A 21,049-nucleotide genomic window follows, 5' to 3' on the forward strand; every position below is an offset into this window, starting at 1 on the left:
ACTAACTTTCATTATAATGTAGGATCTAAATATCCTCGTTATTTTATATTCGTTATTAATCTTTTTACTCCTTTTTAATACGTTACATGAAATTTTATACAGAATCATCGCTACAAGTACATAAATGTTTGATATTATAGTAATGTTGATGATTTGTAAGGAAAGGAACTACACAATGAATAAAAATATATTAATTATTGATGATGATAAAGAAATTGTTGAATTACTTGCTGTTTATTTGCGAAATGAAGGCTATAACATTTATAAAGCTTATGATGGCGATGAAGCATTGCAAAAGGTTTCTACATATGAAGTTGACCTTATGATTTTGGATATTATGATGCCAAAACGAAACGGATTAGAAGTTTGTCAGGAAGTGCGTGAAAATAATACTGTACCAATTCTAATGCTTAGTGCAAAAGCAGAAGATATGGATAAAATATTAGGTCTTATGACAGGTGCCGATGATTATATGATCAAGCCATTCAATCCATTAGAATTAGTAGCAAGAGTGAAAGCTTTATTACGAAGATCCTCTTTCCAAAACGCTACTTCGCAAAAGAATGAAGATGGTATTATTCGTATTCGCTCTGTTGAAATACACAAACATAATCATACTGTTAAAGTAAATGGAGAGTATATTAAATTAACCTCTATTGAGTTCGATATTTTATATTTACTTGCAAGTAATACAGGAAGAGTATTTAGTTCAGAAGAAATTTTCGAACGCGTTTGGAATGAAGATGGTTACGGTTCAAATAAGACTGTAATGGTTCATATTAGCAACTTACGGGATAAACTTGAAACAGTAATAAATGGAGAAAAATTTATTCACACTGTTTGGGGAGTTGGCTATAAAATTGAGAAATGAAGCATTTGATATATTAAAAGATATCCCTAAATGGAAACTTATTTTTTGGCTCTTATTAGCTATCACACTCACGCCTATTACTGAGTTAATTATTTATCGCCTCGTTACGAGTGTAATTGAGAGTTCACTTACTCTAACTGAACTTGGTAAAGAATTCATTCGAATTTTTGGTTATGAAAAGTATAAAGGGATTAAAGAATCGTTATGGATGATGATTGTATCTTATTTGTTTTTATTTTCTATTTTTTCATCCTATCTTTACATTTTTTATCGCCACGAGAAAAAACTTTACTATGAAACTTGTATTAAAAAAATGATAGAAGAAATTCGTTATATTGCAAATGGAAACTTCAATCATAAAGTTTCTATTGTAAATCATAATTATCTAGAAGAATTAGCAATCGGGGTCAATGAAATTGTTGAACAATTAAAAGTCTCCATTGATGAAGAAAGACAAGCGGAACAAGCAAAAAGTGAACTTATTACAAATGTATCACATGACTTACGCACTCCCCTTACTTCTATAGTTGGATACGTAAATTTAATCCATCATGATAATTATAGAGATGAAGTAGAATTGCGATACTATATTCAAGTCATTTACGATAAAGTAACTCGTCTTAATGCATTAATGAATGACTTGTTCGAATATACACGTGTTCAAAATAAAGAGTTAAGCTTGTATTCTGTTCCTATTGACATAGTAGAGTTACTTGGACAATTAACTGTTCAATTCCGTATACAATTTCAAGAAGCAAATATAGAATGTCGACCTTCTTTCCCATCTCAAAAGCTCATGGTATTAGCTGATGGTGAAAAATTAGTGCGTGTGTTTGAAAATCTTATTATAAACGCTATCGCTTATGGAAGCGAAGGTCGCTATATTGACCTTACTGCTTATGAAAGCAATAATATGATTACAATTGATATAACAAATTACGGACAACCTATTCCTAGTACGGATTTACCACATATTTTTGAACGTTTTTATCGCGTTGAGAAATCTCGCTCTACAAACACTGGTGGATCTGGACTTGGATTAGCTATTGCAAAAAGTATAGTCGAATTGCATAAAGGAACAATTGAAGTATATAGTGATGATGAAAAAACAACATTCACTGTAAAACTACTCCCATACAAATGTTAATATTATAAATAAAAAGTTCAATTTCTTATCATATAAGAAATTGAACTTTTTCCATTAATGCCCAAAACTTAATAATCCTTTATAATTCTTTAGAAATTCTTTACCTTTTCTTTCTTCCTAATTAAGCATTCCTTTTTACAATACTAGTATTGATGTCATAATAGGAGGATCGCTTATGCAATTCTTAAAAAAATTCGCTATTTTATTATTATCTTTTTTCATTACTGCACTTATCGTTTTATATTTTTACCTTTATGTAAATGGTCCGATTATTCAAGCTAAATCAGCTATTTTAATAAATGCTAATTCAGGTGAAATTGTTTATAAAAAAAATGAAGAAACTCCAGTACAATCAGCTGCTTTATCTAAATTAATGACAGAATATATCGTATTGGAGCAACTAAATGATAGAAAGATACAGTTAGATGACTTAGTACAAATAAGTAACGAAGTTTTCCGAGTAGAAACAAGCCCTATACAAGTAACATCGAATGATAAAACAACGGTTCGTGATTTACTTCATGCATTGCTACTGGCAGGGAATAATCGTTCTGCACTCGCTCTAGCAGAACACATTGCTGGAAATGAAGATAACTTTACAGTATTAATGAATAAAAAAGCAAAAGAACTAAAGTTATTACAACCATCTCCATTTCTAAACTCTACTGGAATTAATAATGATACAGATAAACAATCAACTACAACAGCGATAGACGCAGCTAAACTAGCAGCAAAATTAGTAAAAGATTTTCCAGATGTATTGAATATTACGAAACTAACCTCTTACCAATTTACCTTCAAAGATTCCCAGGTTTTCAATACGAATAAAATGATATATTCCCTTAATGAAAACATTAAACTTCAAGGTGTTGATGGCTTACAAACTAGTTTTTCAACTAACGGTAATTATAGTTTTGTCAGTACAGCAAAACTTGGAGATACTAGACTAATTTCAGTAATATTAGATGCAGATGAAGAAAACATTTCATTTATTGAAACAAAAAAGTTGCTACAGTATGGTTTTGATCCTTCCTCGTACTCTGCACTCCAAGCTTTTAAAGACGCCCTTACATCTTGGACAATATTGCTTCAGTTTAAAAATTTAATTATACAAACTATAATGATTTTTTTAATCATTACCACCTTAATGTTTTTACATATACGTCAGAAAAAATCCGAGGATTTCAATTAAGAAATCTTCTTATATATATAAAACCGACTTGCGCTTAAGATGCAAGTCGGTTTTTAATTCTATCATCCTCTTCAAATTTGCTGAAACTGGTTGCAAGTTTAACTTCCTCGCCCATACAGACAGCTGACCAATATGATGAATTTCATATCCCATTACATGTCTTAAAACCTATGTTTTTTGAGGCATACATCCATCTCTGTTTCCTTTCGTTGTGTTCGTTTGTTTAGTTTAAATGGGTTAATCTATTAATTCTATTAAATCCAACAATTGAACTATTACATTTTAAAGTTCTACTCATATACTATAGTAAATTACTAGAAAGGAGGTTTAACTATGGATAGTTGCGTTGTATTTGTAAACGGACAACCTTTTTTAGTTCTTTCAGTAGCTGGTATTGAAATTGCTAGATTAGAGATTTCCCTTCAAGTAGCATTAGCTCTAAGAGTGCTTGGGATACCAATCTGTGATTAATTACCAAATTAAAAGAAAAAGAGGGCATTAGCCCTCTTTTTTTATTTTCTTCTCACCTTTTCTTAACAACAAACAAAATTCAAATTTAATTAATTATAAAAAATTAAAGTATATGAACGTTACATGAAACACTTGTTAAGATAGCTGTCCTTCACACTATTTATTTCGCCGACATTATATAATCAAAGCACACAATGATTAACTTTTTATACGGCTTATTTTAAGTGTGCTAGCATTCTAGGCTAGATAATTATGACTGCAAAAAAACTTCAAGTTCTCGTTTATATAAATTAAATAACGCTTTCACTTTTTGAATCGATTGATAATCTTTAAATTGCTGTTCTCTATCTTCTTATCCTTGAAGAGCACTAATCCAACTATACTCTACATCTACAATATGAAATAATGTTTCTAACATACCCCCAGTTTGCAAAGTAAATCTTCCTCTGAAAGTTGTTCACACCACTTAAACCAATCATCTCTTACTTGCCAATTATATTGAAATAAAGTGTACACATTTATCTCTCCCTTACTTCAATTATCCACCTAACAGCATCTGTTATACATTTAACCATTGACAATCACTTCTCTTCGGCCAAGTTCCTCTACAGCGTGATTAATTATTTCACTTACAGATAAAGAACCATCCAATATGATATCTGAATTCGGCTTAACAGTATGAATTGCCTCTAAATAAGCTTTTCTCGCATATGTCATGTAATGTTCCAAATCATTATGTATTTCATCTATTGTACCTTCCTTAAAATCTCGCAAAATCCTTCTAGCCATCGCAATATCTAAAGGCGTATCAATAAATATAGTTACATCAATGAATTTTCGCATCTCACTATTTAAGTATGCAAAAGGATAATCTACAATAATATAGTCTAAGGTATTATTTTGTATAAGTTGCTCAATATCATGAATTAATGGTGTTAATACCCACTCGTCGTAATTCGCCCCATCATCAATCCATTTACAAATATCAGCAGGAGAGTTATCAAATGTATAACTATCAAAATATAGAGCTTTTGAGTTTTTAAACTTATGCTTTAATCTTTCTGTAATTGTAGTTTTACCTCCTCCCGAAACAGCTGCAATTGGAATTATTTTTGTTTTATTATCCACTATACCCCCCAAACCCCTTTGTTAACATAATATAATTATAAATTACTATCGTTGCTACTTCTTCCATTCATATTCTAACATACTCATTTCCCATAAATTCCAATACGTTTCTCCTACTCTTTTTGACTCTCTTAATAAGCCTTCTTTTACAAACCCTATTTTTTCGTAACATGAAATGGCCGATGTATTAAAATCATACACACCAAGAGTTACTCTATGTAGTTTTAATTCGTCAAAAGCAATATGAAGTACTGCTTTCATCATATGTTTTCCTATAGAACGTCCTCTCATCTTCGTATTACCAACTAATACTTTTCCAATTCTAGCGGACTTATTAATATTATCTATTTGCCCAAGCGAAATATGTCCAATAACGTCTGAAGTCTCTTCATCTACCACTTTGAAAGCGAGTGTATTTGCACTTTCTATATACTTCTCTAATTGCTGTTCGTCTAAAGGAAATGTGAATGCATTTCCTGACCATTGTATTAGAAATTCTTCGGAATTAATCCAATTTATTAATTGTTTAAAATCAGATTTCTTAAAGCTTTCTAGTTTAATCACTTCCTTGCTCCTTTCGTACATCATGCTTTATAACCTCAAACTTATTTCTATATAAAGAATATATTCTCCTTTTATATAAAATTAAAATAAAGCCATTCATGTGAATGGCTTTACAAAAAAGCAGCATAATTATGCTTTGTTTGCTACATCAATACCATTAAAATCAAAGTCAGCAGTAACCGTTGTAACCGGTGGGAAAATTGCTTCAATTTTGCAAATGGAAATAATTACTCCAACCGATCCAGGAATAGCCGCAAGCCTAACTACATCACAACTTACAGACGAAACAGTACCTACATAAGTACGTCCCTCTGTATTAATTTGAACTGTTCGATTAATTAATTTCTTAAGTTCATCTCTAATTCCTTGTACACAAGAATTATCACATTTCTCATGCTGTTCTTTTTTACACTCTTCGAATACTTCCCAACAATCATCTTGTTTACATGTACACTTCTTTTTACAATTATTAAATCGAGAACCCAATACCTCACCCCCTAATCCTTTCTATTAGTAAAGTATGTCCACTAGCTTAAAAGGGTACGAGGCAAACACATAAAAAGAAAAAAACAAACAATTGTACCAAACTTTCTTTTCATTATTCATTATAAAAACAGACTTCTCCTAATTAAAAGCTTTTTAATGAGCGGCCGTGAATTTAGTCCTACTCCATTTAATGTTTAGACACCACTTTCTAAAACAAACCTTTTTTCTTTTAAATAAGACGCCCCTTAAAAACACACTAGATTTTCCCATTAACTCACATATACATAGACTTTATTTGTGGATTTCCCATTTTTCATTGTGAAATATACATTTAAAAAGCGTACTCGAAAATAAGATATTATTTGTAATTAGAACATTTTCTTCAACAAGTGTTTATTGAAAAATACCATAACTAGTAGTAGTTCTCTCCACTTTCTCTTAAAAATTAGCATAGTTTGTATGAATTCTATATCGAGTAGAAGACACTCTATCATATAAAGATAAAATAGTAGGTTAATAAACAAGCCATTTTTTTATTAAAACATAGAATAATATGAACACTATTGAAAGGAGGTAGAAATAAATGTCCTGGAAAAATGATTGCTGGAGTTCTCAGAAAAAGCATTGTTGTGATGATTGGTGGAAATCTAAAGAAAAGCATCATTGTGATGATAATTGGAGTTCTCAGAAAAAGCATTGTAATGATGATTGGTGGAAATCTAAAGAAAAGTGTCATTGTGATGACGATTGGAGTTCTCAGGAAAAACATTGTAATGATGATTGGTGGAAATCTAAAGAAAAGTGTCATCGTGATGATGATTGGAGTTCTAAACGAAATAAGTGTCGTTGTAAATGTTTCTTTATTTGTTGCCATTGTAAAAGGAAAAATTGGTAATATTTTCGATGCCAACTTAAAGGAAAGAATATGTCTTTTGGAACCGATAAATACTAGAATGTATTATACAAAAAGCTGACTGAATATAATCAGCTTTTTATCAATGAACACGTAAAGATTTCAACAGACATATGTATTTACTGATTAGGTGGGCTATTAAGAAAAAACAAGCTAACTCTTATAAATCGATTTTTAATTACTTCACGTACGTATAAAGCTTTAGATGCCCTCATTACTTCAGACGAATTCACCAGTATTTTCAGCAAAAAATTCATGGAATCTTTAATTAGTCGAGTACTTTCATTGCCTTCAGAAACCCCAGAGACAAGCGGGGTTTCTTTTATTTAAATAAAGATTTTGTTTAAACTTTACAAAACTCACCTATATTAAAATATCTTCTAAAATCCTTATTGAACATTTATAATACTATTAAACGGTTTAAATTCGACAATCAGTAATGGAGGCATTTTAATGGGAAACATCCCAAAAGTATCATCACACCAATCAAATCCTAATATACCCTCACAGCAAGTGAATCCTAATACCCAACAAGGTAGTATAAAAAAAACAAGACGCCGTATTATAACTACTTTGGCTTTTATATTACCTATAATTTTTGTCCTTCAATATTCTCTGAATAACCAACAAGAAATGATTAAAGAAAAACAAATCACACTTAATACGGAACAACAAAAATTATCTTCTGTAAAGAAGGATGGTCATTCCCTTAACAAGGATGTCAAGGCTTTAACAAGTAGTGAAGAAGAAATTTTAAAATTCGCAAGGAAACTGTATGGATTTTCCAAACCGAATGAAACTATATTTCAAATAACTGAATAAAATTACACGGCATTACCTAAAAGGCGATTTGAAGATAATCGCCTTTTTATATTTAATTTCTAAAGGAATCATACTAATCTCTCTTTCTATCATATAACTACTTTGTTTAATTTGTTAAAATAAAACCGCTTGTCCGTTTCACTTTGCTCTATCATTACATTTACTATTAGTAATACGATTTTTAGAGGTGATAAATAATGGACGAGTTTTTATCTTTTGCTGCACTTAATCCCGGTTCTATTGGACCTACACTTCCAACTGTTCAACCTTTTCAATTCCCTACCGGTCCCACCGGTTCTACAGGAGCTACTGGATTAACCGGATCAACTGGACCGACTGGGCCAACCGGATCAACCGGACCAACTGGACCAACCGGATCAACTGGATCAACTGGATCAACTGGACCAACCGGATCAACTGGACCAACTGGACCAACTGGACCAACTGGACCAACTGGACCAACTGGATTTAATCTTCCTGCTGGACCTGCATCTATTACCTTGACTTCTAACGAAACTACAGCATGTGTATCCACTCAAGGAAATAATACTTTATTTTTTTCGGGTCAAGTATTAGTAAACGGTATTCCTACTCCAGGGGTAGTGGTCAGTTTTTCGTTTAGTAACCCATCTCTTGCTTTCATGGTTCCTCTTGCTGTCATTACCAATGCCTCAGGTAACTTTACCGCTGTATTTCTAGCCGCTAATGGGCCTGGAACAGTAACCGTTACTGCTTCACTTCTTGATTCTCCTGGAACAATGGCTAGCGTCATTATTACCATTGTGAATTGTCCGTAATGATTTTATTTTTAAGAACTAAGCAATTTCTAATAAAAAGAGCACTGATTTTATAGCGCTCTTTTTTTATCATTTGGATGTGCCTTTCAAATTAAATTTCGTAACAGCCTATTAAAATAACGCTTTTATTGAATTTCATCCTTAACAAAATTTAATTACTCCAATGAATAAACATGCCACAGTATCGTATTTTAATAAAAACTATAAAACAGACATACTTAACACTAATAGTAGAATTTTTCTTCTTCATCAAATTCACTTCTTTTCTTTTTATAAACATAAAAAAGGATCTCTATTTATACAGAGATCCTTTCTAACTTTATAATTTACTAGACTGTAACCCCTGAATAAACGGAACTACTTCAGGATTTACAAGTGAAGACAAATCACCTAATTCTTTTCCTAAGTAAGCTGCTTTAATAACACGGCGCATTACTTTAGAATTACGTGTTTTCGGTAAATCTTCTACAACGTGGATGTCTTTAGGACACAACGCTTTTCCAATATGAGAGTTTACTAAACTCATTAATTCTTTCTTTAATTCTCCTGTGAATGTTACATGATCTCTTAATACTACAAAACAATGACAAACTTCACCTTTTACTTCGTCAGGTACACCAATTGCAGCAGCTTCAATTACATCGTTATGTTTCACAAGAATAGATTCATATTCAGCAGGTCCAATACGTTTACCTGCAATATTTAACGTATCGTCTGAACGCCCTGTGATGATATATTGTTCACCATCGTAAATGACCCAGTCACCGTGGACCCATTTATTTTCAAAACGTGACCAATATGTGTTCACGTAACGTTCATCATCTTCCCAGAAGCTTTTCGTCATACCTACCCAAGGTTTCTCTAAGCATAATTCTCCGACTTCATCTCGAATTGGTTTACCTTGATCATCCAGTACGACAGCTGCCATTCCTGGTAAAGATGCGTTAAAACTAATCGGTGCGATTGGCTTAATAAGAACATTACCGAAAATCCCACCAGAGATTTCAGTTCCACCTGAGTAGTTACAGATTGGAACATTTCCTTTTCCAACTGTTTCAAACAGCCACATCCATGGATCAGGATTCCAAGGTTCTCCTGTTGATGCGAATACTTCCAAACTCTTTAAAGAATGTTTATTGACATACTCATCACCTTTTGCCATTAATGCTCGGATTAACGTTGGCGAAATACCTAGATGAGTAATCTCATATTTATCAACTGTCTCCCATAACCGGTCTGCTTCTGGGAAGTCTGGAACACCTTCGTACATAACCATCGTTGCTCCATTAATGAGTGAACCGAATAATAGAAACGGCCCCATCATCCAGCCCATATCAGTTACCCATAATACACGATCACCTTGTTTAATATTCATTCCAAATCCTGCATCAAAAGCTGCTTTCAAAGGAAATCCTGCATGCGTGTGTACTGTTCCTTTCGGCTTACCAGTCGTTCCTGATGTATAAATGAGCATCAATGGATCATCACTTTGCATTTCCTCTGCATGTATGAATGGTTTTTCTTTTTCTAGCGTACTCCACGAAAAGTCATAGTTATGTGGTGTAAAATCATTTCCTGCATGACGAACGATAACAACTTTTTCAACAGTTGGGCAATGTTCACAAGCTTTATCTACTTCATCTTTTAAAGAAACAATTTTACCGCGACGTGAAAATCCATCTGCGGTAATAATCATTTTTGAACCTGCCGCTTGCACACGTGTCATAACTGCATCAGACGCAAAGCCTGAGAATATTGGTGAAATAATTGCTCCGATTTTCATTACAGCTAGCATCGCAACAACTGTTTCTGGAATCATCGGCATATAAATTGTTACACGGTCACCTTTCTCAATACCCGCGTGTTTCAAACCATTTGCAACACGGCTTACCCAGTTGTCAAGCTCTTCATATGTAAATGATTTTGAAGTTCCATTTTCCCCTTCGTACTGAAGTGCTGGCTGTATTCTCGTCTCTTCATCCGCAAGCCAGCGGGATAAAGCTGATTCTACAACGTTACATGTTCCGCCATTATACCACTGTGCAAACGGTGTACCATTTTCTAAATCTAACACTTCTGTATAAGGTTTCATCCATTGATAGCCTACTGCTTTTTCTGCCTCTCCCCAAAACCAAGCTGTTTCCTCAATAGATTTATTATAAAAAGTTTCATAATCTTCATATCCCAATGATTTCATCCAACCATATAAACGTGTTTTTTCCTTGTACTCTTCTGTTGGAAACCAAACTGCTTGTTTCAATGTTTTCCCCTCCTTAACTTTTTGAGCAAGAAAGCCCTAAATAGGGCTTTTAAACTGGATATACAGGATGTTTACGATCTGTGAATACTTGATATTTACTCATATACATTTCGAAACGTCCTTTTAACTCTTCACGTAAATTGTTTGGATGAACAATACCATCAATCACCATCTCTGATGCTAAATGATAAATATCAATATCTTTCTTATACTCTTCACGTTTTTCAGCAATGAAGCTAGCACGCTCTTCTTCTGGTAAAGCTGCAATTTTATTTGCATATACAGCATTAACCGCAGCTTCTGGACCCATTACCGCAATAGAGGCTGTCGGTAATGCCAGACAGCAATCTGGTTCAAATGCTGGACCTGCCATCGCATATAAACCAGCGCCATATGCTTTACGAACAACGATAGAAATCTTCGGTACAGTTGCTTCACTCATTGCAGAAATCATTTTTGCACCGTGGCGAATAATACCGGCACGCTCTACTTTTGTACCAATCATAAATCCTGGTACATCCGCAAGGAATAATAATGGAATATGATATGCATCGCATAAATTAATAAACTTAGCAGCTTTATCAGCTGAATCGTGGAATAATACGCCGCCCTTCATACGCGGCTGATTTGCAATAATACCAACTGGCTTACCATCAATACGTGCTAAGCCTGTAATTAGCTCTTGAGCAAATAATTTTTTCACTTCATAGAATGAACCTTCATCAATAACTCTATTAATGAGATCTTTCATATTGAAAGGAGCATTTTGATTTTCTGGAATGATTTGTTCTAACGTTTTATCGAATTGCTTCGGTTCTTGAGGTGTAACCAATGGAGTCTTTTCTAAGTAGTTGTTTGGAAAATATGAAATGTATTGTCTTGCTTGTGTAATCGCATCTTCTTCTGTCTTACATAAAACATCTCCGCATCCTGATACAGAGCAATGCATACGAGCTCCGCCCATCTCTTCTAAAGTTACCTTCTCACCGATAACCATCTCAGCCATACGAGGAGATCCTAAATACATAGATGCATTTCCTTCTACCATCATTACAACGTCACAAAAGGCTGGAATATACGCACCACCAGCTGCAGAAGGTCCAAATAACAAGCATACTTGAGGAACTTTACCTGATAACTTCACTTGATTATAGAAGATTCTTCCTGCACCGCGGCGCCCTGGGAACATTTCTACTTGATCTGTAATACGCGCTCCAGCAGAGTCAACTAAATAAAATAACGGAACACGTAGTTTTTCAGCTGTTTCTTGAATACGTAAAATCTTTTCAACTGTGCGTGATCCCCATGATCCAGCTTTTACAGTAGAATCATTGGCCATTACACACGCAGTACGACCATGTATTTTACCCGTTGCCGTTACAACGCCATCCGCAGGTAAGCCTGTTTGTTCACAGTTAGCAAATAATGCATCTTCTACATATTCGCCATTATCAAATAGAAGCGCTAAACGATCTCGAACAAATAATTTTCCTTTTGCTTTATTTTGCTCATGATATTTCGGTGCCCCGCCTTGTTTAATTGTTTCAACTCGTTCTTCAAATGAATTAGATTGTTGTTTTTGGTCTAACATATTTACTCCCCCTTATACATCGGTTTGCGTTTTTCTTTGAATGCCTGTAATCCTTCTATTCGATCTTTCGTATGGATTACACCTTCATACGCTTGTTTTTCCATTTGTAATCCGGTATGTAAATCAACTTGAATACCATTTGAAATTGCCTCTTTTGCTAATCGAACAGCAATAGGTCCATTACTAGCAATTTTCTCTGCTATTTCAATCGCTTTCTCTTCAAGTAAATTAGCTGGTACAACAAATTCTACTAAACCGTATTCTTTTGCTTCTTGCGCTGAAATACGTCTACCTGTATAAATTAATTCTTTCGCTCTACCAACACCAATTAATCTCGGTAAGCGCTGTGTACCACCTGCTCCTGGTATAATTGCAAGTGTCGTTTCAGTAAGACCAAGACTTGCAGATTCAGCAGCAATTCTAAAATCACAAGCTAAACTTAATTCCGTACCACCACCAAGTGCAATTCCATTTATAGCAGCAATAACTGGCTGTGGTAATTGTTCAACCATCTCCATAGTAGTGCGAATCATACTAACAGCATGGCGAACTTGTTCTTCATTCATACCGGCACGCTCTTTTAAATCTGCACCAGCACAAAATGCTTTTTCACCAGCACCAGTCAAAATAACTACACGTACGTTTGAATCTTCACTTATTTGAGTTAATATCGTTTGTAGTTCATCTAATAATGTCAAAGATAATGAGTTTGCTTGTCTTGCACGATTTAACGAAATCTTTACTACGTGAGGTGTTACATAATCAACTGAAATGTTTTGTAATTGTAGCATCTTCTCACCTACTTATCGTTTTATGTTGAAGCGCTCTATACACATGACTCGGTAATTGGATATTCAACTTACTTTGAATAAATTGACTAGCTCTCAATAACTTTTCTTCGTCTATATTCGTTTGGACTCCTAATTTATGGAGCATATGTACTAGGTCATCAGTGGCAACATTACCTGATGCTCCTGGTGCATAAGGGCAGCCCCCGAGTCCACCACAAGAACTATCAAACGTTGTAATACCGTATTCTAATGATTTAACTACATTCGCTAGAGCCATTCCATACGTATTATGAAAATGCATGGTAAACTGCGAAGCATCATACTTCTTTAATAGATGTTCTAATACTTGTTCTACTTGTAATGGATTCGCTACACCGATTGTATCCCCAAGAGAAACTTCATAAATGCCGTATGAAAATAGTTGATTACATAATTCGTCAACTGCTGCGACACTTATATCCCCTTCATAAGGACATCCAAATACAGTAGAAACATAGCCTCTTACCTTTTTCCCTTCGAATAATGCCTGTTTTGTTATATCTTCAATTACAACTAATGCTTCTTTAATCGATTTATTAATATTACTTTTATTATGAGATTCACTTGCTGATAAAAAAACATTCACCTCATCTACATTTTGCAAAAAAGCTCGTTCCAAACCATTTTGATTCGGAACAAGCGCAGCATATGTAACATTTGAATCCCTTTTCAGCTCAGAAAATACATCATTTGCATCCGCTAATGCAGGGACCCATTTTGGGTGAACGAATGAGGAAACTTCAACATACGACAATCCTGCTTCTGTAAGTAGTTGAATCCATTTTACTTTATCTTTTGTGCCAACAATCTTTTTTTCATTTTGTAAGCCATCACGTGGCCCGACTTCTTTAATGACAGCAAAATTAGGTAGTTTCAATTCGCTTCCCCCTATATCTCCCTATTCAATTTCTAATAATACATCTCCTTCATTTACAAAATCGCCTTCTTGCACATTAATTTTCATAACTGTGCCAGCTTCTTCTGAAATGATTGGAATTTCCATTTTCATAGATTCCAAAATGACGACATCCTGCTCTTCCTCTACTGTATCTCCTACTCCTACAACAATCTTCCAAACGTTTCCTGCCATCGATGCGTATACTTTCGTCATCATTTTTTCCCCCTTAATATTGTTAAATCTTATTTTTTAACGAGTTGTTTCGTTACAAAGCCTGTTGTATAAATACCCTCTTTGAACACTTCGTCTTCCAAAACTTGCAGTAGCATTGGTGTGTTCGTTTTAATACCTTCTACTTTTAATTCCTCTAGAGCATCATGTAATTTTGAAATTGCTTCTTCACGAGTCTCGCCATGTGCAATGACTTTCGCAATCATTGGATCATAGAAAGGTGTAATCGTTACATGATTTTCTAAGAAGTGATCAATCCGTACATTTGACGGTAATGTTAAATCTGTAATTTTCCCAGGTGACGGGAAGAATGTTTTCGGATCCTCTGCATAAATACGAGCTTCAATGGCATGACCACTACGTTTTACATCATCCTGAGTAAATGATAGTTTCTCTCCACTTGCAATCAGAAGTTGTTGTTCTACAAGGTCTAATCCCGTAATTTCTTCTGTCACTGGATGCTCTACTTGTAATCTCGTATTCATCTCTAAGAAATAGAAGTTCTTCTGATCATCTACAAGAAACTCAACTGTACCTGCATTTGTATAACCAAGTGCTTTGGCAGCTTGTACAGCAACTTCTCCCATCGCCTTTCGTGTACCTTCATCTAAAAATGGTGAAGGTGCTTCTTCGATTACTTTTTGATTTCGGCGCTGTACCGAACATTCACGCTCCCATAAATACACTGTGTTACCATGTGTATCTGCTAAAAGCTGAATTTCAATATGATGCGCGTCTGCTATATATCGCTCTAAATACATTTCTCCGTTACCGAAGAAGTTTTGCGCTCTCGTTTTATTACTTTCAAACGCTTTGGTGAGCGTTTGCTCAGTTTCCATCAACTGCATACCAATGCCTCCGCCGCCTGCGGATGCCTTAAGCATTAATGGATAACCAATTTGTTTTGCAATTTCAATTGCTTCTTCAGCAGTTTCAATATTTGTAGTAATACCTGGGACTACTGGGACATCTGCTGCTTGCATTGCGATACGTGATTCGATTTTACTTCCCATCTTCGTAATGATTTCTTCTGAAGGACCGATAAATACGATTCCTTCTTCTTTGCAGCGAACCGGAAAAGACGGATTCTCTGATAATAAACCATAGCCCGGATGAATTGCTTCTGCATTTGTCTTCTTAGCTATTTCAATAATTTTTTCAAGGTTTAAATAGCTTTCTTGGACACGCGGTCCACCTACTAAGTAAGCTTCATTTGCCATTTTCACATGAAGGGCATTTTCATCTGCTTCAGAATAAATAGCAACAGTGCGAATGCCAAGTTTTTGACAAGTTTTCATAATACGAACAGCAATTTCCCCGCGATTCGCAATTAATATTTTTTGAAACATAGTGATTCCTCCCTTTTATCTACATCCTAAATGTCTAGCAATTACGAGACGTTGAATTTCAGAAGTTCCTTCACCAATTTCTAATAGTTTCGCATCACGAATATGTCGTTCAACTTCATATTCACGCATATAACCATATCCACCATGAATCTGTACTGCTTGATTCGCAATACGGCTTGCTGCTTCCGATGCAAATAGTTTTGCCATTGCCGCTTCTTTGCCGAAAGGTTTATCATTATCTTTTAACCAAGCTGCTTTATGTACTAAATTGCGTGCTAGCTCTACTTCAGTCGCCATATCAGCTAATTTAAATTGAATCGCTTGGAAATTAGAGATTGACTTTCCAAATTGTTGACGTTCTTTCGCATATTGCAATGCACGTTCAAACGCTGATTGCGCAATACCAACTGCCAATGCTGCGATTGAAATACGTCCTCCATCAAGTGTATATAAAAATTGTTTAAAACCTTTATTTACATCACCAAGAATATTTTCTTTCGGTACACGAACACCATCAAGTACGATTTCACAAGTATTAGAAGCGCGAACGCCCATTTTATCGTAAGGACTAGAAATCGTTAATCCTTCACTAGTAGTAGGTACGATAAATGCTGAAATGCGTTTTCTACCATTCTCTTCAACACCGTTGACAGCGGTTACAATAATGGTATTTGCATACTCTGCGTTTGTAATCCAACACTTCTCACCACTGATTACATACTCATCGCCATCTAGTACCGCTTTCGTTTGAGTACCACCTGCATCTGATCCAGCATTCGGCTCCGTTAATCCGAAGGCACCTAATGTTTTACCTGACGCCATTGGAACTAAATACTTTTGTTTTTGTTCTTCTGTACCGAAATAATAAATTGGAGAAGCACCTAATGAAATTGTTGCAGCATAGCTTAAACCAGTGCCACCACAAGCGCGACCAATTTCTTCAACTGCTAACGCATACGATACAGTATCGCCACCTGAACCTCCATACTCTTCTGGGAATGGGATGCCTAATAATCCTAGTTCGCCCATTTTTTGAAATGTTTCATATGGAAACTCTGCAGTTTTGTCATAATATACAGCTTTCGGTGCGATTTCCTTTTCAGCAAAGTCACGTACCATTTCTTTAATCATTTGTTTTTCGCGAGTTAGAGTAAATTCCATTCCGCTACACACCCCTTATCGAATATTGAGTTTCGACAGCGTGCGAGTTTCTACTACAAACTTAACAACTTAAAAGACAAGAATATTAGTTAGACAATTGCTATAATTCTGTCATAACTTAATTTTAAAACAGATTCTGTACTAATGCACAAAAAAATTCCTACATTGTTCTACAACAACATAGGGGATTTTGTGTCGAATTATGTAATTTATTGTTTAATAATCTCTACCTTTTCCCGAATCAGAAATTTCTACTAATGCTTCAGGGTATGGTTCGAAATACGTTTGTCTTAATAAATACTTTTCATCAAATCGAATGGCCCATGATTTTAAAATTGTAAGTAAACTACTAAGTGGTATTTTCTTTTCTGCATACTTTTGTAACAGTTCTATAAAATGATCTTTTTCTTGTTTTTTTAGCTTTGTTTTAAAGTATCCAAAAATGTGCTCGCATACATTTACATTCGATGTATAGCGGGGGGTGCGCATAAATAATTCATATAAAGTCTTCTCATAGTTTTCAAATACAACTTCAATCTTTTCATTTTTGTGATTTGCAATTATACGCCCTAATTCCTTTTGTTTCACTTGATTATATGCCATAAATAAATATTTATTGTCCGACTGAAACGATACAAGGTCTTTCATATTTTTATTATGTTTAATCATTTTGTAATATGCGATTGTAAATAGTCTTGTAAAGAAATGCTCTCTAATAATAAAATTCGACAATCTGCCTTCCTCTTCAATAGGAAGATGCGAAAATTTTTTTACTACTGCTCCGCCAAATAAGCCCGATCCTTTTCCCTTTGCTGGCGCTTTTTCAAAACCAGAATAAATTTTCACATCACGCGTACCACAACTTGGTGAACGATTCTTTAAAATAAAACCATCCACATCCGATATCGTTTGTAAAAAGTCATTTGAAAACTGCTCCATTTTTTCAGTTACATCTTCTCGTGTCGACGGTTGCACAAGTCTGTTCTCACCATTTTCTTCTACAATTCGTATCGTTTCACGAGGAGTTCCCAATCCAATCTCCACTTCTGGACAAACAGGTATAAATGTAACAAATGGCTGCAAATTTCGTATTGTTACATCTGGAATCATCTCTCCATTATATCGACAAGCATCAAATTCTAAACATTTACTTACGACGATTGTAGGTTTTGCAAATTGTCGCATCTCATTACCTCCTTAGTGCTAGTCCGTATACTATAAATTGTACTAAGATTAACATTTTAAGCAAAGTTTGATTCATTTATTTTTATGAGAAATATATATCCAATAATATATTAACAATCATTCAACTCTATTTTCAATAAATGTGCGCCCTATTATACTGGTTTAGATATTGTGAAATGAATAATACACAGATGCTCCGGAGAAATTAATGATTAAGAAAGGAGGGAATTGTTATGAAAAAGAAATTATCATCTATTTTAAGTGTTTTAGCACTCTCTATTATGTTTTTAGGTACATCTGCGCAAGCTGAATACGATGGAAATAATATGAATAGAGTGAATAACACTGATATTTCAACTCGAGTAAATGACAATAATTTAGACAGAGTTAATAATGATGTAAGAACTCGAAATGTAAATACAACAAATGATTTAAATGATAATCGTGATAGAAATAATAATTGGGCTTGGCTTGGTTTATTAGGACTAGCAGGATTATTAGGTCTTAGAAGAAGAGACAAAGAAACACGCTGATTTAGAATGTTTTTAATAAACAAGTACTTATTTATCAAAAATATATAACGAAAATAAATCGCCTTTTTAAAGGCGATTTATTTTTACTTAAAAAGTAATATATGTAATTCACACTTCGACGATTAAATTCGTGGAGTTAATCCATACAATATAAATTGAATCGTATTTTCAATTTCTGCTTCATCATTCCATTTTTCTTCAGGTAATAATAAAAATCGTGTTAATAATAAACCTAATACAGCTGATAAAGTAAGACGTAGTACGGAAGATGGTGGTATCTCAATAATCTCTCCTTCTTCTTGAAATTTCACAATCAACTTTTTGAAATGTGAAAACAGTTCTGTTTCTACTAATTGCTGTATTTCATTTTTTAGTTCTGGTTGAAATGGTACTTCTTGAATTAATATTTTTATCATAGGAAAGTGTTTTTGAGCAAATTTAAATCTATTATGAATTACAACCCTTAAAAGTCCTTCATACGATTCATACTCTGATTTAAATATTTCTTTTGCAAAGGTTTGTACGAAAAATGGGGCAACGAACTTAGTTAAAGTTGGCATTACGACCGCTAGTAATAAATCTTTTTTCGTCTTATAGTAGCGGAAGATGGTTCCTTCCGCTACACCAGCACGCTTTGCAATTTCACTTGTTGAAGTTGAAGCGTATCCTTTTTCTCCAAACATATCAACAGCCGCCTCTAATATTCGCATTTGACGTTCATTTCGTTTATCCGTATTAGTTGCAGCTATTAATTCCTCCAGCCAATCCTTCTGCATTTATAAAGCTCCTTTTTGTCATTATTATATTTTGCGATGTTTCTTTAAAGCAAATACATTTCCTACTGCAAATAATAGTGAAAAAAGTAATAATACAGTAAGATCTAATGCAATCTCTGTAAACCCTTGATTCCGAATCATCACTTGTCTCATTGCGTCAGCGCCGTATGTGAGTGGAAATACTTTCCCTAACATTTGTAGCCACTTATTCATAGATTCCATTGGAAACAATCCAGAAAAGAAGATTTGTGGCACAATAACAAGCGGTATAAATTGAATCATTTGAAATTCATTATTTGCGTATGCCGATAAAAACGTACCTAATGTTAGTGCAGTTAAAGAGAGCATACATGTAATAAGTAGCGTTAGCCATATGGAGCCAGCTACGTATAAATCTAAAATATAAACGGAAAAGCTTACGATAATAATGGATTGTATAAAGGCAAAGATTCCAAAACCAATAATATAACCTGCGACTATTTCCCATCTTCTTACTGGGGTGGATAATAACCTTTCTAGCGTACCACTTAAACGTTCTCTTACGAAAGATACACCTGATAATATAAATACAAAGAAAAATGTAAAGAAACCAATTAATACAGGACCAAGCCCATCAAACATCGTAAAGTCTTTAGAGCCATGTAAATAATTTACTTCAGGTTTCATAATCGATACATCATTCTTCTCTGTGCTTTTTTGCAATACTTGAAGTACAGCACGATTTTTTGACGAATCACTACCTTCCAACAGAAGTTTCATTTTTCCATTCTCTATACGAAATACTGCATCTACTTTTTGTTTTTCCAACTCAGAAATCGCCTTTTCCTTACTGTATTCATAAATTGACGCTTCTTGATTTTTCATCATTTTTACTATTTGAGCGGGCATATCAACAACAGCAATTTGCGGTATATAGTCTTTCTGTGTAAACACTAGTGACAAAAGCCAAAGTAATAACATCGGTGCTCCAAACATCATTGCTAACGAACGCTTATCTCGAAAAAATTGACGAATAATACGTATAATTACACCAGTAACTCTCATGATGGCACCACCTCTTCTAGCAAAAAGACATCTTCAATCCGTCCAGATGACACGCGTTTTTTCAATTCTTCAGTTGTTCCAACCGCAACTAGTTTCCCTTCTCTAATTAACCCTAGACGCTCACAAAATTCAGCTTCATCCATAATGTGCGTCGTTACAATAATCGTTGTGCCTTTCTTTTTAAGATCATAAAATTTTTCCCAAATCGTTTTTCTAAGAAGCGGATCTATCCCCACTGTAGGCTCATCTAAAATTAATATTTCTGGTTCGTGAAGGAGCGCTATTGCTAATGATAAGCGTTTTTTCATTCCACCTGAAAATTGTTGTACTTGCTTTTTCATATACTGAGACAATTGTACAAGTTCAAAAACCTCTGCAATTCTTGTCTTTTTACGTTTTCCCTTTAGTCCATACATCGTTGCTATAAAATCTGCATTTTCATATGCTGACAATTCTTCGTATAATGCATCCGCCTGGGCCATATAACCAATTCTTTTCATTTCATTTAAATTAGGCATATTAGTATTATTAACAAGCACTTCACCTTTCGTTGCCTCATTAATACCTGCAATCATTTTAATGAGCGTTGTTTTCCCCGATCCAGAAGGTCCAACAAAACCAAAAATTTCTGCTTTTTCAACTTGTAATGAAAGATTGTGTAACACTTCTTTTTTCCCAAAACTTTTTGATACAGTCCGTAAAATAATGGAAGGTTGTTGCACGTTTCATCCTCCTTTTCCAATAAAATGAGTGAGTACTCACTTTTATTTTACCCTTGCTTAATTATATGTCAAACTTCA

23 protein-coding genes and 3 pseudogenes are annotated in these 21,049 nt (G+C 34.3%); 8 read left to right on the top strand and 18 right to left on the bottom strand.

All coding sequences use genetic code 11. From position 1 onward, the window contains the following. Positions 1–175 precede the first annotated feature (175 nt). The 3 genes from D1166_RS22485 (at position 176) to D1166_RS22495 (ending at position 3,210) form a co-directional block, all read left to right on the top strand. Positions 176–871 carry a response regulator transcription factor gene (locus tag D1166_RS22485; protein WP_001038807.1) on the top strand — a complete coding sequence of 232 codons (696 nt, stop codon included), beginning with the start codon at positions 176–178 and terminating at the stop codon, positions 869–871. Then, positions 861–2,018 carry a sensor histidine kinase gene (locus D1166_RS22490; protein WP_001243309.1) on the top strand — a complete coding sequence of 386 codons (1,158 nt, stop codon included), beginning with the start codon at positions 861–863 and terminating at the stop codon, positions 2,016–2,018. The genes D1166_RS22485 and D1166_RS22490 overlap by 11 nt, the downstream gene beginning before the upstream one ends. A gap of 175 nt (positions 2,019–2,193) precedes the next feature. Continuing rightward, positions 2,194–3,210 (top strand): D-alanyl-D-alanine carboxypeptidase family protein, encoded by a 1,017-nt coding sequence (locus tag D1166_RS22495; protein WP_001160052.1) that lies wholly within the window; start codon positions 2,194–2,196, stop codon positions 3,208–3,210. Positions 3,211–3,219: 9 nt separating this feature from the next. Here the strand turns inward: D1166_RS22495 and D1166_RS22500 are convergent. Next, a pseudogene (locus D1166_RS22500) lies at positions 3,220–3,378 on the bottom strand (DinB family protein); the annotation flags it as partial. A 165-nt stretch (positions 3,379–3,543) separates the two neighbouring features. Here D1166_RS22500 and D1166_RS22505 point away from each other — a divergent pair. Next, a complete protein-coding gene (locus D1166_RS22505; RefSeq protein ID WP_000376554.1) occupies positions 3,544–3,681 on the top strand; it encodes a DUF3956 domain-containing protein in 138 nt (45 codons plus the stop codon). Between the two features lie 256 nt (positions 3,682–3,937). Here the strand turns inward: D1166_RS22505 and D1166_RS31560 are convergent. The 4 genes and pseudogenes from D1166_RS31560 to D1166_RS22525 all read right to left on the bottom strand — a co-directional run. Beyond that, positions 3,938–4,197 (bottom strand): annotated as a pseudogene (locus D1166_RS31560) (DinB family protein); the annotation flags it as partial. 51 nt (positions 4,198–4,248) lie between these two features. After that, positions 4,249–4,809: a nucleoside/nucleotide kinase family protein gene (locus tag D1166_RS22515; protein ID WP_098318673.1), complete on the bottom strand. Its 561-nt coding sequence runs from the start codon at positions 4,807–4,809 to the stop codon at positions 4,249–4,251. A 54-nt stretch (positions 4,810–4,863) separates the two neighbouring features. After that, on the bottom strand, positions 4,864–5,397 hold the full coding sequence (locus D1166_RS22520) for a GNAT family N-acetyltransferase (RefSeq protein ID WP_000990082.1): 534 nt from the start codon (positions 5,395–5,397) through the stop codon (positions 4,864–4,866). Between the two features lie 105 nt (positions 5,398–5,502). Beyond that, positions 5,503–5,859 carry a hypothetical protein gene (locus D1166_RS22525; RefSeq protein ID WP_000535577.1) on the bottom strand — a complete coding sequence of 119 codons (357 nt, stop codon included), beginning with the start codon at positions 5,857–5,859 and terminating at the stop codon, positions 5,503–5,505. A 596-nt stretch (positions 5,860–6,455) separates the two neighbouring features. Here D1166_RS22525 and D1166_RS22530 point away from each other — a divergent pair. The 3 genes and pseudogenes from D1166_RS22530 to D1166_RS31875 form a co-directional block, all read left to right on the top strand. Then, the gene (locus tag D1166_RS22530; RefSeq protein WP_000560137.1) at positions 6,456–6,833 is read left to right on the top strand and encodes a hypothetical protein; all 378 of its coding nucleotides are present in this window, start codon (positions 6,456–6,458) and stop codon (positions 6,831–6,833) included. Positions 6,834–7,225: 392 nt separating this feature from the next. Next, the gene (locus tag D1166_RS22535) at positions 7,226–7,594 is read left to right on the top strand and encodes an FtsB family cell division protein (RefSeq protein ID WP_000526886.1); all 369 of its coding nucleotides are present in this window, start codon (positions 7,226–7,228) and stop codon (positions 7,592–7,594) included. Positions 7,595–7,791: 197 nt separating this feature from the next. Further along, a pseudogene (locus D1166_RS31875) lies at positions 7,792–7,848 on the top strand (exosporium leader peptide-containing protein); the annotation flags it as partial. A 17-nt stretch (positions 7,849–7,865) separates the two neighbouring features. Here the strand turns inward: D1166_RS31875 and D1166_RS31880 are convergent. The 10 genes from D1166_RS31880 to D1166_RS22580 all read right to left on the bottom strand — a co-directional run bounded on the left by D1166_RS31880 (position 7,866) and on the right by D1166_RS22580 (position 17,896). Beyond that, a complete protein-coding gene (locus tag D1166_RS31880) occupies positions 7,866–8,129 on the bottom strand; it encodes a hypothetical protein (RefSeq protein WP_255422590.1) in 264 nt (87 codons plus the stop codon). A gap of 30 nt (positions 8,130–8,159) precedes the next feature. Continuing rightward, positions 8,160–8,375, bottom strand: coding sequence for a hypothetical protein (locus tag D1166_RS31885; protein WP_000236250.1), 216 nt, complete (start codon positions 8,373–8,375; stop codon positions 8,160–8,162). Positions 8,376–8,710: 335 nt separating this feature from the next. Further along, positions 8,711–10,651 carry an AMP-binding protein gene (locus D1166_RS22545; RefSeq protein WP_000806481.1) on the bottom strand — a complete coding sequence of 647 codons (1,941 nt, stop codon included), beginning with the start codon at positions 10,649–10,651 and terminating at the stop codon, positions 8,711–8,713. Between the two features lie 49 nt (positions 10,652–10,700). Further along, positions 10,701–12,242, bottom strand: coding sequence for an acyl-CoA carboxylase subunit beta (locus D1166_RS22550; protein ID WP_000886744.1), 1,542 nt, complete (start codon positions 12,240–12,242; stop codon positions 10,701–10,703). 2 nt (positions 12,243–12,244) lie between these two features. Further along, positions 12,245–13,033, bottom strand: a complete 789-nt coding sequence (locus D1166_RS22555) for an enoyl-CoA hydratase (RefSeq protein WP_098318675.1) — start codon at positions 13,031–13,033, stop codon at positions 12,245–12,247. A gap of 4 nt (positions 13,034–13,037) precedes the next feature. Beyond that, complete coding sequence (gene mvaB, locus D1166_RS22560; protein WP_118043435.1) at positions 13,038–13,949, bottom strand: hydroxymethylglutaryl-CoA lyase; 912 nt, start codon at positions 13,947–13,949, stop codon at positions 13,038–13,040. Positions 13,950–13,970: 21 nt separating this feature from the next. Beyond that, positions 13,971–14,186, bottom strand: coding sequence for an acetyl-CoA carboxylase biotin carboxyl carrier protein subunit (locus D1166_RS22565; RefSeq protein ID WP_001987345.1), 216 nt, complete (start codon positions 14,184–14,186; stop codon positions 13,971–13,973). A 26-nt stretch (positions 14,187–14,212) separates the two neighbouring features. Further along, on the bottom strand, positions 14,213–15,550 hold the full coding sequence (locus D1166_RS22570; RefSeq protein WP_000486742.1) for an acetyl-CoA carboxylase biotin carboxylase subunit: 1,338 nt from the start codon (positions 15,548–15,550) through the stop codon (positions 14,213–14,215). A gap of 15 nt (positions 15,551–15,565) precedes the next feature. Further along, on the bottom strand, positions 15,566–16,711 hold the full coding sequence (locus D1166_RS22575; RefSeq protein ID WP_000397282.1) for an acyl-CoA dehydrogenase: 1,146 nt from the start codon (positions 16,709–16,711) through the stop codon (positions 15,566–15,568). Between the two features lie 216 nt (positions 16,712–16,927). After that, the gene (locus tag D1166_RS22580; RefSeq protein ID WP_001248645.1) at positions 16,928–17,896 is read right to left on the bottom strand and encodes a YbgA family protein; all 969 of its coding nucleotides are present in this window, start codon (positions 17,894–17,896) and stop codon (positions 16,928–16,930) included. Between the two features lie 233 nt (positions 17,897–18,129). Here D1166_RS22580 and D1166_RS22585 point away from each other — a divergent pair, with 233 nt between their 5' ends. Continuing rightward, positions 18,130–18,429 (top strand): WGxxGxxG family protein, encoded by a 300-nt coding sequence (locus D1166_RS22585; RefSeq protein WP_000728151.1) that lies wholly within the window; start codon positions 18,130–18,132, stop codon positions 18,427–18,429. Between the two features lie 122 nt (positions 18,430–18,551). Here the strand turns inward: D1166_RS22585 and D1166_RS22590 are convergent, their stop codons facing one another. Genes D1166_RS22590 through D1166_RS22600 form a run of 3 tightly spaced genes read right to left on the bottom strand, consistent with a single transcriptional unit; the run spans position 18,552 to position 20,971 of the window. After that, positions 18,552–19,205 (bottom strand): TetR/AcrR family transcriptional regulator, encoded by a 654-nt coding sequence (locus tag D1166_RS22590; protein ID WP_001168198.1) that lies wholly within the window; start codon positions 19,203–19,205, stop codon positions 18,552–18,554. Between the two features lie 24 nt (positions 19,206–19,229). Continuing rightward, positions 19,230–20,249, bottom strand: a complete 1,020-nt coding sequence (locus tag D1166_RS22595; protein WP_001266719.1) for an ABC transporter permease — start codon at positions 20,247–20,249, stop codon at positions 19,230–19,232. Next, the gene (locus D1166_RS22600; protein ID WP_001187071.1) at positions 20,246–20,971 is read right to left on the bottom strand and encodes an ABC transporter ATP-binding protein; all 726 of its coding nucleotides are present in this window, start codon (positions 20,969–20,971) and stop codon (positions 20,246–20,248) included. The genes D1166_RS22595 and D1166_RS22600 overlap by 4 nt, the downstream gene beginning before the upstream one ends. Positions 20,972–21,049 lie beyond the last annotated feature (78 nt).

Source organism: Bacillus sp. ISO11, assembly GCF_003458115.1.
Taxonomy (GTDB): domain Bacteria; phylum Bacillota; class Bacilli; order Bacillales; family Bacillaceae_G; genus Bacillus_A; species Bacillus_A cereus.

Excerpts from the sequence above, each read along its gene's own strand:
- D1166_RS22550 (WP_000886744.1), bottom strand. The coding sequence starts at position 12,242 with ATGTTAGACCAAAAACAACAATCTAATTCATTTGAAGAACGAGTTGAA.
- D1166_RS22555 (WP_098318675.1), bottom strand. The coding sequence starts at position 13,033 with ATGCTACAATTACAAAACATTTCAGTTGATTATGTAACACCTCACGTA.
- D1166_RS22520 (WP_000990082.1), bottom strand. The coding sequence starts at position 5,397 with ATGATGTACGAAAGGAGCAAGGAAGTGATTAAACTAGAAAGCTTTAAG.
- D1166_RS22495 (WP_001160052.1), top strand. The coding sequence starts at position 2,194 with ATGCAATTCTTAAAAAAATTCGCTATTTTATTATTATCTTTTTTCATT.
- D1166_RS22590 (WP_001168198.1), bottom strand. The coding sequence starts at position 19,205 with ATGCAGAAGGATTGGCTGGAGGAATTAATAGCTGCAACTAATACGGAT.
- D1166_RS22535 (WP_000526886.1), top strand. The coding sequence starts at position 7,226 with ATGGGAAACATCCCAAAAGTATCATCACACCAATCAAATCCTAATATA.
- D1166_RS22565 (WP_001987345.1), bottom strand. The coding sequence starts at position 14,186 with ATGATGACGAAAGTATACGCATCGATGGCAGGAAACGTTTGGAAGATT.
- D1166_RS22570 (WP_000486742.1), bottom strand. The coding sequence starts at position 15,550 with ATGTTTCAAAAAATATTAATTGCGAATCGCGGGGAAATTGCTGTTCGT.
- D1166_RS31885 (WP_000236250.1), bottom strand. The coding sequence starts at position 8,375 with ATGGTAATAATGACGCTAGCCATTGTTCCAGGAGAATCAAGAAGTGAA.
- D1166_RS22530 (WP_000560137.1), top strand. The coding sequence starts at position 6,456 with ATGATTGCTGGAGTTCTCAGAAAAAGCATTGTTGTGATGATTGGTGGA.
- D1166_RS22580 (WP_001248645.1), bottom strand. The coding sequence starts at position 17,896 with ATGCGACAATTTGCAAAACCTACAATCGTCGTAAGTAAATGTTTAGAA.
- D1166_RS22485 (WP_001038807.1), top strand. The coding sequence starts at position 176 with ATGAATAAAAATATATTAATTATTGATGATGATAAAGAAATTGTTGAA.
- D1166_RS22575 (WP_000397282.1), bottom strand. The coding sequence starts at position 16,711 with ATGGAATTTACTCTAACTCGCGAAAAACAAATGATTAAAGAAATGGTA.
- D1166_RS22505 (WP_000376554.1), top strand. The coding sequence starts at position 3,544 with ATGGATAGTTGCGTTGTATTTGTAAACGGACAACCTTTTTTAGTTCTT.
- D1166_RS22585 (WP_000728151.1), top strand. The coding sequence starts at position 18,130 with ATGAAAAAGAAATTATCATCTATTTTAAGTGTTTTAGCACTCTCTATT.
- D1166_RS22595 (WP_001266719.1), bottom strand. The coding sequence starts at position 20,249 with ATGAGAGTTACTGGTGTAATTATACGTATTATTCGTCAATTTTTTCGA.